Source organism: Kitasatospora sp. NPDC004240, from assembly GCF_053603215.1.
This window is the reverse complement of sequence record NZ_JBSGFD010000017.1, coordinates 13,860-29,349: the sequence shown is the minus strand read 5'-3', so window position 1 is coordinate 29,349 and position 15,490 is coordinate 13,860. Positions and strand designations below refer to the sequence as shown.

The window sequence follows — 15,490 nt, the reverse complement described above, 5'->3', positions numbered from 1 at the left end:
TCATCCTTCGGCCGCGCTGTCAGCCGATGGTGCGGGGCAGGCGGGTGGTGAGGAGGAGGACGGTGAAGGAGCCCAGCAGCTGGAGGGCGAGGCAGAGGACGAGGGCGCGGTCCTGGCCGAGGGCGGGGGCGAGCGCCAGGTACAGCGTGCCGAGGGTGGCGACGCCGAGGGCGAGGCTGGCCTGCTGGCCGGTGGCGAGGACGCCGCTGCCGACGCCGGCGCGGTCGGCGGGCACCTTGGAGAGGATGACCCGGAAGAGCGGGGTGCCGATGAGGCCCTGCCCGATGCCGGCGAGCGCGACGCCGGGGGCCATCCGCAGCGGGGTGAGCCCGGGCCAGTCGGCGAGGACGGTGAGGGCGAGGGTGGCCAGGCCCGCGGCCTGGACGACGGCGCCGGCGGTGAGGACCCGGCTGCCGAAACGGCCGATCAGCCGCGGGCCGGCGAGCGAGGCGCAGAAGTAGCCGACGGCCATCGGGACGAGGGCCCAGCCGGCCGCGACCGGCCCGAGGCGCAGGCCCTGCTGGAGGGAGACCGCGATGACGAACATGAACCCGCCGAAGCCCGCGAAGTAGGGGAGGGCGATGCCCAGCCCGCGCCGCATCTCGGGGATCCGCAGCAGGGACGGCGGGACGAGCGGGTCGCCGCCGCGGCGCTCGGTGCGGTGCTCGACGAGGGCGAAGGCGGCCGCGAACACCGGGAACAGGCCGAGCAGCAGCCAGGACCAGAGCGGCCAGCCGGCCGCGCGCCCCTCCATCAGCGGGATGAGCAGCGCCAGCACGGCGGCGGTCAGCAGCAGGGTGCCGGGCACGTCCACCCGGGCGGCCCGGGCGGCGCGGCTCTCCGGGACGTACCGCAGGGCGAGCACCAGGGCGAGCAGGGCGAACGGGACGTTCAGCAGGAAGACCGAGCGCCAGCCGGTGCCCCACGGGTCGGCCGCGATCAGCATGCCGCCGGCCACCTGGCCGACGACCACCGAGATGCCGCCGACCGCGCCGTAGAGGCTGAGGGCCCGGCCGCGCCGGGCACCGGTGGTGGTGGCGGTGATGGTGCCGAGCACCTGGGGGATCAGCAGGGCGGCCGAGGCGCCCTGGGCGGCGCGGGCGGCCACCAGGGTCCAGGCGCCGGGGGCGAGCCCGCAGGCCAGCGAGGTGAGGGCGAAGGCGGCGGCGCCGAGGACGAAGAGCCGGCGGCGGCCGAGGATGTCGCCGAGGCGTCCGCCCAGGACGAGCAGGACGGCGAAGGCGATGCCGTACCCGGCGGCCACCAGCTCCAGGACGGCGGGCCCCGCCGCGAGCTCGTGGTCGATGGTGGGCAGGGCGACGTTGACGACGAAGAAGTCGAGGAACGGGAGGAAGGCGCCGAGCAGGACGGTCAGCAGGCCGGCGGTGCCCAGGGTACGGGCGGCCGGGGAGTCGGGGGCCGGGCCGGCGGTGGGTGCGGGGGCCTGGACGGGTGGCGCGGGGCGGGTGGCGGCGCCGGGGCGGGGGGACACGAGGTTCTGGGTCACGGACACCACGATGGGCCGCCCGGCAACCTGGTACCAGAGTGTGCTTATCCGGGTATGAGAAGTACCTGGCAACAGGTTTGTCGGTGCCTCATGCTGGGGGGATGAGCCTCACCACCGCCCTCTCCCCGGAACCCCTCCCGGTACCCGCGACGGCACCCGTCCCGGCACCCGTCACGGCGTCGGCCGACACCCGGCGGCACGAGCTGGCGGCCTTCCTGCGCAGCCGCCGCGAGCGGATCGCGCCGGAGCAGGTCGGCCTGCCGCCGACCGGCCGCCGCCGGACGCCCGGGCTGCGCCGCGAGGAGGTGGCGCAGCTCGCCGCGGTCGGGGTGACCTGGTACACGTGGCTGGAGCAGGGCCGGGACATCCAGGTGTCCGTCCAGGTGCTGGACGCGGTGGCGCGGGCGCTGCAGCTGGACCCGGCCGAGCGGGCGCACCTGTTCGTGCTGGCCGGCGCGGACGACCCGTCACCGGTGGTGGAGTGCCTGACGGTGACCCCGGCGATCCGGCTGGTGCTGGAGCGGATGTCGCCGTACCCGGCGGCGGTGGTCAACGCCCGCTACGACGTGCTGGCGCACAACCCGGAGTACGCCCACCTGGTGGGCGACCTCGACGCGCTGCCCTTCGAGGACCGCAACCTGATGTGGATGGCGTTCACGCCCTCGCGCTTCCGGGACGTCCTGGTCGACCACGAGACCGAGCGCGAGGGCATGGTGGCGCGGTTCCGTTCGGGGATGGCCGACCACAGCGCGGAGCCGGCCTGGAAGGCGCTGCTCGCCCGGCTGCGCAGGGCCTCGCCGTTCTTCGAGGAGGCCTGGGGCCGGCACGACGTGGCCGCCCCGGGCAACGGGGTGAAGCGCTTCCTGATCCCCGGCGTCGGGCTGCTGCACTGCGACTACACCAGCTTCTGGCTCGGTCCGCGCCCCAGCACCCGCCTGGTCGCCTACACGCCGCGGGACGAGGAGACCCGGGAGCGGATGGAGCTGCTGCGCGGCGGGCCGCGGTAGCGGCCGCCGGCCTCCCCGCGCCAGCGCCAGGCACAGTGCGGCCAGCGGCAGTTCGGCGGCGAAGGCCATCAGCAGGGCGGCGAGCAGCGGCAGGCCGGGCGCGGCGGTGGCGACGTCCACCAGGGCGTCGGCGGTGAGCAGCACGGCGGCGGACCGCGCGGGCCACCGGACGGCCGGGCTCCGGCGGCGCAGCAGGTGGTCGGTGGAGAGCAGCGCGGCCAGCTCCAGGGTGTCCAGCACCGCCCAGCCGGTCTCGTGATCGGCGATCAGCAGCGCGAGCCAGGGCACCAGCGCGATCGCGGCGAGCGCGGGGACCCGCTCGGCCCAGGCCGGCGGCGCCGGGAGGACGCGGAGCGCCGGCACCCCGTACGGCGAGGGCGCGGCGGGCAGCGCCAGGACCGCGCTCACGCGGCGCCCGCCGTGCGCGGACGGGCGGCGCGCATCAGCCGGGCCCGCTCGCCGGGGCCGCCGTCCCGGGGCAGCACCCGCACCTCGTCGAAGGGGCCGCGGGCCCGGGCCAGCCAGAACTCGCCCGCGACGGTGAGCACCTCCCCGGCGGCCACCGGCGCCCTGCGGCCGGCGCCCAGGCCCAGCCGGGCCGGCAGCCGCAGCCGTGCGACGGCGAACCCGACCGCCGGCGCCCGCCCGTCCTGCGGCAGCCGGCCCCAGGCGAGCGCGTGCACCGACCCGCCCGCGGGCCCGTACGCCTGCCGCGCCCCGCCCAGCAGCACCGGGGCGAGCCGGGTGGCGGCCAGGACGTCCACCAGCTCGCCGTGCTCGTACAGCTCCAGCGCCGGGCGGCGCAGCTGCGTACGGGCGCTGCGCACCGACCACGGGCTGCCGGGGGCGAGCGGCAGCGGCCCCTCGCAGAGGCGGCGGGCGGACGGCGGGGCGGGCTGGGAGCCGGTGCTGGTCATGCCGTCAAGCCTGTCGTCCGGCGCGGCCGGTGTCGGTAGCGCGGCGCACCGACTCGGGGTGTAGCCAGCTACACCCCCGGACCTGTCACCCCCTTCATGGTGACGGTCGATCACCGCGCCCTAGGCTGTCGCGGGTGTCCCCCACCGACCAGCGCGAAGCCGACCGGCCCGGCGCCGAAAGGCCCTCCGGCGGCCCGCGAGATGCCGACCGGCCCGGCGCCGAGAGGCCCGACGTCGGCCGCGACGACGCCGACCGCGCCGACGCCGGCCCGCTGCGCGTCGGCCTGCGCCGCGCGCTCGCCGGGGCCGTCGCCCGTCCGCCGTGGTCGGCGGCCGTCCGGCGGGACACCTGGTTCGTCGCCACCGGCATCCCGCTGGCGCTGCCGGTGTGGCTGGCGGTGACCTGGCCGTCGGTGTCCGTCCCGGTCGTGGTGGCCCTGCTGTTCGCCCTGCGGGCGCTGACGGCCGCCCAGCGCAGCCGGCTGCGGGCGCTGCGCGGGGTGGAGATCCCGCCGCTGCTGCGCCGTCCCGACGCGCCGACCGGGCTGCTGACCCGGCTGCGGACCGGGGTGAGCTGGCGGCAGATCGGCTACCACCTGGCGGCCGGCCCGACGCTCGCGGCCGGCGCGCTGGGCGTGCTGTACGCGTGGGGCGCCGGCCTGGTGATGACCACCGTGCACGGCTGGGCCTGGCTGGTGCCCCGGTACGGGCACGGTAAGCAGGCATGGCAGGCCAACGCGCCGCTGATCACGCTGGGCGGGGTGCTGCTGCTGGCGGTCCTGCCGTGGGTGGTGTCGGCGCTGGCCCGGCTGGACGAGCTGGCGGCCCGGCGGCTGCTCGGCCCGGGGCTGGCCGAGACCCTGGAGCGCCGGGTCGAGGAGGTCACCGAGAGCCGGGCCGGGCTGGTGGACGCGGTGGACGCCGAGCGCCGCCGGATCGAGCGCGATCTGCACGACGGCGCGCAGCAGCGGCTGACCTCGCTCGCCATGAACCTGGGCCTGGCCCGGCGCACCCTCAGGGACGTCCCGCCCGAGGCCATGCAGGTGATCGTCGAGGCGCACGAGGAGGCGCAGGCCGCCATCGACGAGCTGCGCGACCTGGTCCGCGGCCTGCACCCGGCGGTGCTGGAGGACCGCGGCCTGGACGCGGCGCTGTCCGGGATCGCCGCGCGGGCCCCGCTGCCGGTGCGCCTGGACGTCGCGCTGGCCGAGCCGATCGCCCCGACCGTCGAGGCGGTCGCCTACTTCACCGTGTCCGAGGCGCTGACCAACGTCGCCCGGCACGCCCGCGCCTCCCGGGTCGAGCTGTCGGTGCGTACCTCCGGCGGGCGGCTGCGGCTGGTCGTCGGCGACGACGGGGTCGGCGGGGCGGACGCCTCGCGCGGCACCGGGCTGAGCGGGCTGCGCAAGCGGGCGGCCTCGGTCGACGGCACGCTGTCCGTTCTCAGCCCCCTCGGGGGGCCCACCACCATCACCGTGGAGTTGCCGTGCGTGCTGTGATCGCCGAGGACTCGGTCCTGCTGAGGGCGGGTCTGGTCAAGGTCGTGGAGGCGGTGGGCTTCGAGGTGGCCGCCGCCGTCGGCGACGCCGAGGCGCTGTTGGCCGCGGTCGAGGAGCACCGGCCCGGGGTGGTGGTGGCGGACGTGCGGATGCCGCCCGGGTTCTCGGACGAGGGCGTGCGGGCCGCGCTGCTGATCCGCCGGCAGTGGCCGGAGGTGGCGGTGCTGCTGCTGTCGCAGTTCGTGGAGGAGCGGTACGCCGCCGACCTGCTGGCCACCAACACCAGCGGGGTCGGCTACCTGCTCAAGCAGCGGGTGGCCAACGTGGACGACTTCCTGGACGCCCTCCAGCGGGTGGCCGACGGCGGGACGGCGCTGGACCCGGAGGTGGTCGCCCAGCTGCTGGTGCGCCGCCACCGCGACCCGCTGGAGCGGCTGACCCCGAGGGAGCGGGACGTGCTGGGGCTGATGGCGGAGGGCCGTTCCAACACGGCGATCGCCGCCTCCCTCAAGGTGAGCGACAGCGCGGTGGCCAAGCACATCAGCTCGATCTTCACCAAGCTGGACCTGCCGCCGGCCGACGACAGCCACCGCCGGGTGCTCGCGGTGCTGCGCTTCCTGGAGGTCGGATGACCGCCGACGCGGGGGACACGGCCCGGAAGGCCGCCCGGACCGCGGCCGCCCCGCGTGAGCGGCGGCTCTGGCGGCTGCTCGGCGTCGCCGTGGTGGTGCCGCTGGTGCTCCTCGGCGGGGTGCAGACCTGGGGGACGGTGGTCCAGCAGCGCACGGTGTCGACCAACACGTACGTCGTGCCGGTCGGCCGGGTGGAGCTGGACACCGGCAGCGCGGCGGTGCGGATCACGGCGGGCCAAGGCGACCGGGTCACGGTGCGGCAGAACCTGGACTGGCTGGTGCGCAAGCCGATGATCGACGTGACCTGGCAGGGCCCGGTGCTGACCGTCCGGGCGCGCTGCCCCCGGGTGCTGCCCGTACTGGGGCTGGGCTGCGGGGCGCTGATCGAGCTGGAGGTGCCGGCGGCGACCGCGGTGTCCGGGGCGAACACCTCGGGCAGCGTGCACGTCGAAGGGCTGAGCGGGGACGTCCGGCTGGAGACCACCTCCGGGTCGGTCAAGCTGGTCGGGGTCTCCGGCGAGGTCTCGGCGCGGACCACCTCGGGCCTGGTGCAGGGCTCGGACCTGCGCTCGCAGCGGGCCGAGGCGAGTTCCACCTCGGGTGCGGTGGAGCTGGGGTTCGCCGGTCCGCCGCGGGCGGTCGACGTCGGCACCACCTCGGGCCGGATCGCGCTGAGCGTCCCGCGGGGCGAGCGCTACGCCATCTCCGGCCAGCAGGGTTCGGGCGGCTGGCGCATCGACCCGGCGCTGGGCGACGCGACGAGCTCCCGCAGCATCAGGGTGCGGACCACCTCCGGCGCGGTGGTGATCGAGCCGCCCGGACGCTGAGGGGGCCGGAATCCGGGGGCGATACGGGACGGACCGGGAGGATCCGGGCGCCGCCCGGGGTGGGGGACAATGAAGAGTCCCGAACCCCTCCGCAAAGAGGTCATCCGCGCATGACAGCCACGCCCGACACCGTGACCACCGCCGAGCCGGCCGGCGCCGAGTTCGCGCCGCTCACCATCGGCCCGATGCAGGTGTGGCCGCCCGTCGTGCTGGCCCCGATGGCGGGCATCACCAACGCCCCCTTCCGCACCCTGTGCCGGGAGCAGAGCGGCGGCAAGGGCCTGTACGTCTCGGAGATGATCACCACCCGGGCCCTGGTCGAGCGCAACGCCAAGACCATGCAGCTGATCAGGTTCGACCCGAGCGAGAAGCCCCGCTCCATCCAGCTGTACGGGGTGGACCCGGTGACCGTCGGCAAGGCGGCCCGGATGATCGCGGACGAGGGCCTGGCCGACCACATCGACCTCAACTTCGGCTGCCCGGTCCCCAAGGTGACCCGCAAGGGCGGCGGCTCGGCGCTGCCGTACAAGCGCAACCTGCTGCGCGACATCCTGCGCGAGGCCGTCTCCAACGCCGGCGACCTGCCGGTGACCATGAAGATGCGCAAGGGCATCGACGACGACCACCTCACCTTCCTGGACGCCGGCCGGATCGGCGCCGAGGAGGGCGTGTCGGCGATCGCGCTGCACGGGCGCACCGCCGCCCAGCACTACGGGGGTACCGCCGACTGGTCGGCGATCGCCCGGCTGCGGGAGTCCGTCCCGGCGCACATCCCGGTGCTCGGCAACGGGGACATCTGGTCGGCGGACGACGCGGTGCGGATGATGCGCGAGACCGGCTGCGACGGCGTGGTGGTCGGGCGCGGCTGCCTGGGCCGGCCGTGGCTGTTCAGGGACCTGGTCGCGATCTTCGAGGGCGAGGTGGACTACGCCCGCCCGGCCTTCGCCGACGTGGCGCGGGCGATGGTGCGCCACGCGCAGCTGCTCGGTGAGTGGATCGGGGACGAGGCGCGCGGCGTGATCGACTTCCGCAAGCACGTCGCCTGGTACACCAAGGGCTTCTCGGTGGGCTCGGAGCTGCGGGTGAGGCTGGCCAACTCCTCCTCGCTCGACGAGTTGGCCGAAACCCTGTCGCTGGTGGAGCAGACCCAGTCCTGGCCGGCCGGTGCGGACGGCCCGCGCGGGCGGACCAGCGGCAACAACCGGGTGGTCCTGCCGGAGGGCTGGTTGGACGATCCGTACGACTGCGCCGTTCCGAGCGCAGACGCCGAATCGGACACCTCCGGCGGATGATCTGTACTCGGTGGCGAAATGGCACCTGAGGGTGCCACTGCCACCACGTCACAGCCCTCTTGTCCTTTTCGGACAAGAGGGCTCCTTTTCGGCGTCCGGAGGTCACGGAACGAGCGCGTCCGTGGACACTGTGCGACGATCGGCCGATGGGGACTACGTACAACTGGTGAGATGCGCCCGTGACGCTTGCCACATGCGGTGATCGTCGCGGGCCCCGAGGGCGACGATTTGGACAGGTCGGCGGTGAATCGCTTCCCGAAGGGGCCCGGCCGGGATCGGCCGATCGGGATGCAGGAAATCAAGCCGGGGCAACACGGCGGGCGGTCCGCCGCTACCCTCCGTCCGCTTCGTGTGATCTTCACGTTTCCAATCGTTCAAGACTTGAACGCTAGCTAGCGTCATCCGGACGATTTCGGCAACAGAGGTGAACGCCGTTATGTGCATTCGATCTAGCGGGTTACCAGCGGGTTAGCGCCTCGTACGGCCCATTCACGGCGCAGAAGCGCCTTCGAAATGGGTATGTTCTCCGGCGTCAGGGCAACCGCGTACGAGGAGACCGACCCGTGCCGTCCCAGCAGAAGTTTGTTTACTCCTTCACCGAAGGAAACAAGGACCTCAAGGATCTTCTTGGCGGCAAGGGCGCGAACCTGGCCGAGATGACCAACCTGGGCCTCCCCGTCCCTCCGGGGTTCACCATCACCACCGAGGCCTGCAAGGTCTTCCTGGAGACCGGTAGCGAGCCCACCTCGCTGCACGAGGAGATCTCCGCCCACCTGGAGGCCCTCGAGGCCGAGATGGGCAAGAAGCTGGGCCAGGCGGACGACCCGCTGCTGGTCTCGGTCCGCTCCGGTGCCAAGTTCTCGATGCCCGGCATGATGGACACCGTCCTGAACATCGGCCTCTCGGACACCTCGGTGACCGGCCTGGTGGCCCAGTCGGGCAACGAGCGCTTCGCCTGGGACTCCTACCGCCGCCTGGTCCAGATGTTCGGCAAGACCGTGCTGGGCGTCGAGGGCGAGCTCTTCGAGGAGGCCCTGGACGAGGCCAAGAAGGCCAAGGGCACCGTCAACGACCTGGACCTGGACGCCTCCGACCTCCGGGAACTGGTCGAGGTGTTCAAGGGCATCGTCGAGCGCGAGACCGGCCGGGCCTTCCCGCAGGACCCGCGCGAGCAGATGGACCTGGCGATCCACGCGGTCTTCCACTCCTGGAACGGCGACCGTGCCCGGCTGTACCGCCGCCAGGAGCGCATCCCGAACGACCTGGGCACCGCGGTCAACGTCTGCTCCATGGTCTTCGGCAACCTCGGCGAGGACTCCGGCACCGGCGTCGCCTTCACCCGTGACCCCTCCACCGGCCACCAGGGCGTCTACGGCGACTACCTCTCCAACGCCCAGGGCGAGGACGTCGTCGCCGGCATCCGCAACACCCTGCCGCTGTCCGAGCTGGAGAAGCTCGACAAGAAGTCGTACGACGAGCTGATGGCCATCATGGCCACGCTGGAGAACCACTACCGCGACCTGTGTGACATCGAGTTCACCATCGAGCGCGGCAAGCTGTGGATGCTCCAGACCCGCGTCGGCAAGCGCACCGCCGCCGCCGCGTTCCGGATCGCCGTCCAGCTCGTCGACCAGGGCCTGATCTCCCTGGACGAGGCCCTGATGCGGGTCACCGGCAGCCAGCTCTCCCAGCTGATGTTCCCGCGCTTCGCCCCCGACGCCACCTCCAAGCAGATCGCCTGGGGCCTGGCCGCCTCGCCCGGCGCCGCGATCGGCAAGGTCGTCTTCGACTCCTACACCGCGGTCAAGTGGTCGCGCTCCGGCGAGCAGGTCATCCTGGTCCGCCGGGAGACCAACCCGGACGACCTGGACGGCATGATCGCCGCCGAGGGCATCCTCACCTCGCGCGGCGGCAAGACCTCGCACGCGGCCGTCGTCGCCCGCGGCATGGGCAAGACCTGTGTCTGCGGCGCCGAGGAGCTGGAGGTCGACACCAAGAACCGCAAGTTCACCACCGCCGACGGCCAGGTCGTCCACGAGGGCGACGTCGTCTCCATCGACGGCGCGACCGGCAAGGTCTACCTCGGCGAGGTCCCCGTGCTCCCCTCCCCGGTGGTGGAGTACTTCGAGGGCACCCTGCACGCCGGCGCCGACGTCCAGGGCGGTCTGGTCCAGGCCGTGCACCGGCTGATGTCGCACGCCGACGGCCGCCGCCGCCTCGCGGTGCGCGCCAACGCGGACAACGCCGAGGACGGCGGGCGCGCCCGCCGCTACGGCGCCCAGGGCATCGGCCTGTGCCGCACCGAGCACATGTTCCTCGGCGAGGAGCGCCGCAAGGAGGTCGAGCGGCTGATCCTCGCGGAGAGCGACAAGGACCGCGAGCAGGCGCTCTCCACCCTGCTGCCGATGCAGAAGGGCGACTTCCTGGAGCTCTTCCAGGCGATGGACGGGCTGCCCGTCACCGTCCGTCTGCTCGACCCGCCGCTGCACGAGTTCCTGCCCGACATCACCGAGCTGTCGGTGCGCGTCGCCCTCGCCGAGGCCCGCAAGGACCCGAACGAGAACGACCTGCGCCTGCTCCAGGCCGTGCACAAGCTGCACGAGCAGAACCCGATGCTGGGTCTGCGCGGCGTACGCCTCGGCCTGGTCATCCCCGGCCTGTTCGGCATGCAGGTCCGCGCCATCGCCGAGGCCGCCGCCGAGCGCAAGCTGGCCGGCGGGGACCCGCGTCCCGAGGTGATGATCCCGCTGGTCGGCACCGTCCAGGAGCTGGAGCTCGCCCGCGACGAGTGCGAGCGGGTGCTGGACGAGGTCCGCGCCTCGACCGGCGTGCAGCTGGAGATCAAGCTCGGCACCATGATCGAGCTGCCGCGCGCCGCGGTGACCGCCGGCCAGATCGCCGAGGCCGCCGAGTTCTTCTCCTTCGGCACCAACGACCTGACCCAGACGGTCTGGGGCTTCTCCCGCGACGACGTGGAGGCCTCGTTCTTCACCGCGTACCTGGAGAAGGGCATCTTCGGGGTCTCCCCGTTCGAGACCATCGACCGCGACGGCGTCGGCTCGCTGGTGAAGCACGCCGTCGAGGCCGGCCGGGCCACCCGCCCCGACCTCAAGCTCGGCGTCTGCGGCGAGCACGGCGGCGACCCGGAGTCGGTCCACTTCTTCCACCAGGTGGGGCTGGACTACGTCTCCTGCTCCCCCTTCCGGATCCCGGTGGCGCGCCTGGAGGCAGGCCGCGCCGCCATCGAGACGGCGGGCAGCGATTCGCGCTGAGGCCCCGTGCCTCACGCGTGGTCCCATTCGCTGACCGCACCCCCTCCCGCCGGTGGCCCGGCCGGGAGGGGCGTACACCGGGGCTCGGCGCAGGAGAACCGGCGTACGTGACGAGGCCGGGGCGGGAACGGACAACGGCGTCCGTTCCCGCCCCGGCCTCCTGCCGTTCCCGGGGCGCCGCCGCGCCCTGGAAGCCGCCGTGCCCGGGCCACCCCACCCGGCCCGCCGAAAGAACTTTCCAATCCGGAAAGTAGATGCCATAGTGGAATCACGACAGCCCGGCGGCCCGCCGGCGCGTACGTCCACGAGGGGGACCCATGACCAGCTCCACGCCCGAGCCGCTCTCCGCCGCCGAGGCCCTGCGCCTCGCCGAGCAGGCCACGGCCGCCGCGCAGGTCCCGGGGGAGATGCCCGGCTGGTACGGCCCGACCTTCGCGGCGGCCTTCTCGCTGTACGGGAGCGGCATCGGCCTGTTCATCGACGCCGACCGGGCCTGGCTGAGCGGGGTCGTCGGCGCGCTGTTCGCGGCGCTGACCGGCGCGCTGGCCGCGGTCGCCGTCCGCCAGGGCGGCATCGTGCACCGCACCGCGCCCGGCACCGGTGGCCCGGTCACCCTGGCGGTGCTCGCGGTCATCGGCGCCGGGCTGGCCGGGATGCTGATCGCCCTGGCGGCCGGCGGCGGCGCGGCCGCGATGGGCGCCGCGGCCGGGATCGCGGCCGGCGCGACGTTCTGGACCGCGACCGCGCGGCTGAACACCGTCCTCAAGCGCCGCTCCGAGGCGCGCTGATGGCCGCCGAAGCGCTCGACCCGCTGCTCCAGCACCCGACCCGGCTGACCGTGCTGGCCTTCCTCGGCGGCTGCCGCGAGGCCGAGTTCTCCGCCGTGCGGGACTACTGCCAGGTCTCCGACTCGGTGCTCAGCAAGGCCGCGAGCGCCCTGGAGGAGGGCGGGTACGTCGCGGTCAACAAGGGGTACGTCGGCAAGCGCCCGCGCACCTGGCTGTCCGCCACCAAGAGCGGCCGCGCCGCGCTCGCCGACCACCTCGCCGTCCTGCAGCGGCTGGTCACCGCCGCCGAGGCCGCCGGCGCGGAGCACTCCGAGCGCTGACGGCCCCCGCCGGTGCCCCTCACCTCGCCCGGCGCCAGGTGATCCGGTCGTACGGGCCGTGCGGGCCCGAGCCCAGCAGGGCGCGCAGCCGTCCCAGCACGGCGGCCGGGTCGCGGCGCAGCTGGAGCGGGGTGGCGCGGACCACCGGCAGCCCGGCCGCGGTGAGCCGGTTGGCCCTGGCCAGGCCGCGCTCGTGGTCGGCCGGGCTCAGGTGCCAGGCGCGGGAGTCGATCTCCAGGGCCACGCAGGCGTGCGGCCAGTAGGCGTCCGGGACGGCCAGGAAGCGGCCGTCCAGGTGCAGCACCGGGTTCCACAGCGGCTCGGGGAGCCCGGCCCCGCGCAGTAGTTCGCGGGCCTCGCCCTCGGCCACCGAGCGCACCCCGGCGGCCAGTTCCTCCACCACCCGTGCCACTCCGGGCAGCGCCAGCAGCGCCGGACGCGCGGTCAGTTGGTCCAGCAGTTCGCCGAGTTCGCAGTGCCGCCGTTGCACCGCCTCGGCGCACAGCGCCCGGAACGCCCGCTGCCCGGCCTCCCGCGGCGCGAGGTCGGCCAGCGCGCGGGCGACCGTGGTGCCCCACAGCCCGTCGTCCCGTTCGAAGCCGCCCGGCATCGGCCCGGCCGCCCGGTGGATCCGTACGAAGGAGCGGTCGGCGACCCGCCGTCCGGCCGGGACCAGCACGTCGACCTCGGCCGTGTCCGCCGGGTGCCCGGCGCTCGGCAGCCCGGCGTCCGCCAGCACCGCCCGTCCGGTCAGCAGCACCTCGCCGGCCCGGGGCGCCGCGCCCTTCGGGGCCGCGTACGCCAGGGCGGCGCGCAGCCGCTGATGGGGGCTCAACCGTCCGCTCCGTAGGCAGATCACCCGGGGCAGCACCTGCTGCCAGGGGCCGCCGGGGCGCAGCCGGTGCGCGATGGTGCCGGAGGGCACGCCGAGCCGGCGCAGCTGTGCCCGGGTGACGATGTGCTGCTGGTCGGCGCCGAGCAGGTCCAAGGGTGCCAGCGGGTACGGCGCCGACCGCGGCGCCGGCGGCCGCGGCGCGGGCGGTCTCGGCGCCGGCGGGGAGGGACGGGTGGGCGGCTCGGTGCGGGTCATGCCCGGGTGCTGCCCGCCGGGGTCGGCGGTATGCGGAAGATCACCCGGCGGAGGCGGATGACGGCAATCCGGTTGACGCGGCGGCCCGCGGGCGCTGGGGTGGGGGGCGATGACGATCCCCTCCACCGATCCCGCGCTGGACGCGCTCGACGGCCTCTCGGTCGGCGACGCCCTCGGCGCCCAGTTCTTCGTCCCCGCCAACGCCGCCCACCTCGCCGCCCGCACCGCCCCGCCCGGCCCCTGGCCGTGGACGGACGACACCGAGATGGCCTGCTCGGTGTACGCGGCCCACACCGAGCGCGGCGCGATCGACACCTTCGACCTCACCCACTCCTTCGCCCGCCGCCACGACTTCGACCGCGGCTACGGCCCGGCCGCCAACCGGCTGCTGCGGCTGGTCCGCGAGGGCGGCGACGCCGCCCGCCTGGCCGGTGAACTCTTCGACGGCCAGGGCTCGTACGGCAACGGCGCCGCGATGCGGGTCGCCCCGCTGGGCGCGGCCTTCGCCGCCGATCCGGCGGGCGTCGTGCGCCCGGCCGCCGACACCGCCGTGATCACCCACACCCATCCGCAGGCGGTGGCCGGCGCGATCGCGGTCGCGGTGGCCGCCGCGTACGCGGCCCGGGCGAGGACCGCTCCGACGGCCCCGGCCGCGTTCCTGGAGGCGGTGCTGCGGCTCACCCCGGCCGGCGCCGTCCACGACGGGCTCGGTGAGGCGCTCGCGCTGCTCGGCGAGCCGGACCCGCGGGTGGCCGCGCGGGTGCTCGGCAACGGCAGCCGGACCAGCGCCGCCGACACCGTCCCGTACGCGCTGTGGTGCGCGGCCCGGCACCTGGAGGACTACCCGGCGGCGGTGTGGGAGGCGGTGGCCGCGGGCGGCGACGCGGACACGGTGGCCGCGATCACCGGCGGCGTGGTCGCCGCGCGCACCGGCCGGGCCGGGATCCCGGCCGGCTGGCTCGCAGCCCGTGAGGCGCTGCCCGACTGGGCCTTCCCCGCACCCGGCTCGGTCGCCGTCCGGCCCGGCGGCGGGTCGTGGGAGCCGCTGCTGCTGCCCCGGCCGTGTCCGGTGCCGGACGTGTGGTGGAGCGAGCGGCAGTGGCAGCGGGTGCGGGCCGGGCTGCGTCCGGCGGCGATGGAGCAGAGGTGGGCGTCCTACACCGCGGAGGGCGTGCTCCACCTGCACCGCAGCTGGACGGGCTTCGCGATCTGGGAGGTCACGGTGGCGCCGGTGCGGGGCGGCGGCCGGCGGCCGGTGTCGGCGCTGGTGGAGACGCATCCGGACCGCTTCCGCGACGCCGGTGACGGGGAACTGCTGGCCACCGTCCTCGGCCTCGCCGCCCGCGGCTACGGCCGGGGCTGACCCCCGTACGGGCCTCGCGGCCACGGCGGCGGGCCGGGATCAGCCGCCCGCCGCCACCGCCGTGTCTAAGGCACTCCTGGTTGATCGCCTGGTTGATCGCCGGGTCCGGCGCGCTGGGCGAGGTGGCCGCGGCGATCCGCAGCTCGATGATGTCGCGCACGGCCGGCCACTCGGCGTCCAGGATCGAGTAGAACGCGGTCGAGCGGACGACCCCGTCCAGCCCCCGGGAGTGGGCCCGGCGCACGCCCTCCGAGGTGGCGCCGAGCCGCTCGATGGCGGCGCGTGAGCGCAGGTTGCGGGCGTCGGCGCGCAGCGAGATCCGCTGGACGCCCCACTCCTCGAAGGCGTGGCGCAGCATCAGCAGCTTGGCCTCGGTGTTGATGCCGGTGCCCTGGGCGCGCGGGGAGAGCCAGGTGTTGCCGATCTCGGCGGCGTCGGGCACCGCGGTGGCCGGGTCGCCGAACGGCACGCCGGGCACCGGAGGCCACACCATCGGGCCCTTCCAGTAGTCGAGCTCCAGGAAGCGGGTGGAACCGACCACCCGCCCGTCGCTGAGGCTCACCGTCGCGAACGGCAGCGACTTGCCCGCCTCCCGGTCGGCGAGGGCGCGCGCGATGTAGTCGCGGGCCGCTTCCAGGCCGTGCGGGACGGGGGTGAAGGCGTAGGTCGTACGGTCCTCGGCGCCGGCCATGGCGAGGGCCTCGGCGTGGTGCGCGGCGAGGGGCTCCAGCCGCACGGTGCGGCCGGTGAGGATGACAGGTACGGGCACGGAAACCTTCGGTCCTTCGGCGGTCGGAGGAGCCCCGCACCGGGGTACCGGTGGGAGGGGCGGAGGGACGTTTCGCCCCGGCTCCGTGCGGTGCCGCCCGTGCCGGTGCGCGCCGGGGCTCCGGCGGGCGGGCGGGGACGGCGGCCCGGAGGCGGGCAGCGCGGGTGCCGGAACGGACGCGGGTCCACGGACCGGTCCGGCGGGGAT

General features: G+C 75.0%; 12 protein-coding genes and 1 pseudogene. 9 read left to right on the top strand and 4 right to left on the bottom strand.

The window, feature by feature from the left end:
* Nucleotides 1-19: 19 nt before the first annotated feature.
* A complete protein-coding gene (locus tag ACWEQL_RS07355) occupies nt 20-1,507 on the bottom strand; it encodes an MFS transporter (RefSeq protein ID WP_452149215.1) in 1,488 nt (495 codons plus the stop codon).
* A gap of 101 nt (nt 1,508-1,608) precedes the next feature.
* Between ACWEQL_RS07355 and ACWEQL_RS07350 the strand changes: the two genes are divergently transcribed.
* Nucleotides 1,609-2,514, top strand: a complete 906-nt coding sequence (locus ACWEQL_RS07350; protein ID WP_452149214.1) for a helix-turn-helix transcriptional regulator — start codon at nt 1,609-1,611, stop codon at nt 2,512-2,514.
* Nucleotides 2,515-2,918: 404 nt separating this feature from the next.
* On the opposite strand, the gene ACWEQL_RS07345 is transcribed toward ACWEQL_RS07350, so the two are convergent.
* Nucleotides 2,919-3,431, bottom strand: coding sequence for a hypothetical protein (locus ACWEQL_RS07345; RefSeq protein WP_452149213.1), 513 nt, complete (start codon nt 3,429-3,431; stop codon nt 2,919-2,921).
* Nucleotides 3,432-3,565: 134 nt separating this feature from the next.
* Here ACWEQL_RS07345 and ACWEQL_RS07340 point away from each other — a divergent pair, with 134 nt between their 5' ends.
* The 7 genes from ACWEQL_RS07340 to ACWEQL_RS07310 all read left to right on the top strand — a co-directional run bounded on the left by ACWEQL_RS07340 (nt 3,566) and on the right by ACWEQL_RS07310 (nt 12,061).
* Nucleotides 3,566-4,930 carry a histidine kinase gene (locus ACWEQL_RS07340; RefSeq protein WP_452149212.1) on the top strand — a complete coding sequence of 455 codons (1,365 nt, stop codon included), beginning with the start codon at nt 3,566-3,568 and terminating at the stop codon, nt 4,928-4,930.
* Entirely contained in the window at nt 4,918-5,562 is a 645-nt protein-coding gene (locus tag ACWEQL_RS07335; RefSeq protein WP_452149211.1) for a response regulator, read from the top strand. The genes ACWEQL_RS07340 and ACWEQL_RS07335 overlap by 13 nt, the downstream gene beginning before the upstream one ends.
* Nucleotides 5,559-6,389 carry a DUF4097 family beta strand repeat-containing protein gene (locus tag ACWEQL_RS07330; RefSeq protein ID WP_452149210.1) on the top strand — a complete coding sequence of 277 codons (831 nt, stop codon included), beginning with the start codon at nt 5,559-5,561 and terminating at the stop codon, nt 6,387-6,389. The genes ACWEQL_RS07335 and ACWEQL_RS07330 overlap by 4 nt, the downstream gene beginning before the upstream one ends.
* Nucleotides 6,390-6,499: 110 nt before the next feature.
* Nucleotides 6,500-7,681, top strand: coding sequence for a tRNA dihydrouridine synthase DusB (gene dusB, locus ACWEQL_RS07325; protein WP_452149209.1), 1,182 nt, complete (start codon nt 6,500-6,502; stop codon nt 7,679-7,681).
* Nucleotides 7,682-8,244: 563 nt separating this feature from the next.
* The gene (gene ppdK / locus ACWEQL_RS07320) at nt 8,245-10,953 is read left to right on the top strand and encodes a pyruvate, phosphate dikinase (protein ID WP_452149208.1); all 2,709 of its coding nucleotides are present in this window, start codon (nt 8,245-8,247) and stop codon (nt 10,951-10,953) included.
* Nucleotides 10,954-11,270: 317 nt separating this feature from the next.
* A complete protein-coding gene (locus tag ACWEQL_RS07315) occupies nt 11,271-11,741 on the top strand; it encodes a hypothetical protein (RefSeq protein ID WP_452149207.1) in 471 nt (156 codons plus the stop codon).
* The gene (locus ACWEQL_RS07310) at nt 11,741-12,061 is read left to right on the top strand and encodes a transcriptional regulator (protein WP_452149206.1); all 321 of its coding nucleotides are present in this window, start codon (nt 11,741-11,743) and stop codon (nt 12,059-12,061) included. The genes ACWEQL_RS07315 and ACWEQL_RS07310 overlap by 1 nt, the downstream gene beginning before the upstream one ends.
* Nucleotides 12,062-12,080: 19 nt before the next feature.
* Here the strand turns inward: ACWEQL_RS07310 and ACWEQL_RS07305 are convergent, their stop codons facing one another.
* The gene (locus ACWEQL_RS07305; RefSeq protein WP_452149205.1) at nt 12,081-13,151 is read right to left on the bottom strand and encodes a hypothetical protein; all 1,071 of its coding nucleotides are present in this window, start codon (nt 13,149-13,151) and stop codon (nt 12,081-12,083) included.
* Nucleotides 13,152-13,260: 109 nt separating this feature from the next.
* On the opposite strand from ACWEQL_RS07305, the pseudogene ACWEQL_RS07300 reads away from it, so the two are divergent.
* Nucleotides 13,261-14,091: pseudogene (locus ACWEQL_RS07300) on the top strand (ADP-ribosylglycohydrolase family protein); the annotation flags it as partial.
* 277 nt (nt 14,092-14,368) lie between these two features.
* On the opposite strand, the gene ACWEQL_RS07295 reads toward ACWEQL_RS07300, so the two are convergent.
* A complete protein-coding gene (locus ACWEQL_RS07295; RefSeq protein WP_452149204.1) occupies nt 14,369-15,283 on the bottom strand; it encodes a GNAT family N-acetyltransferase in 915 nt (304 codons plus the stop codon).
* Between the last annotated feature and the right edge of the window lie 207 nt (nt 15,284-15,490).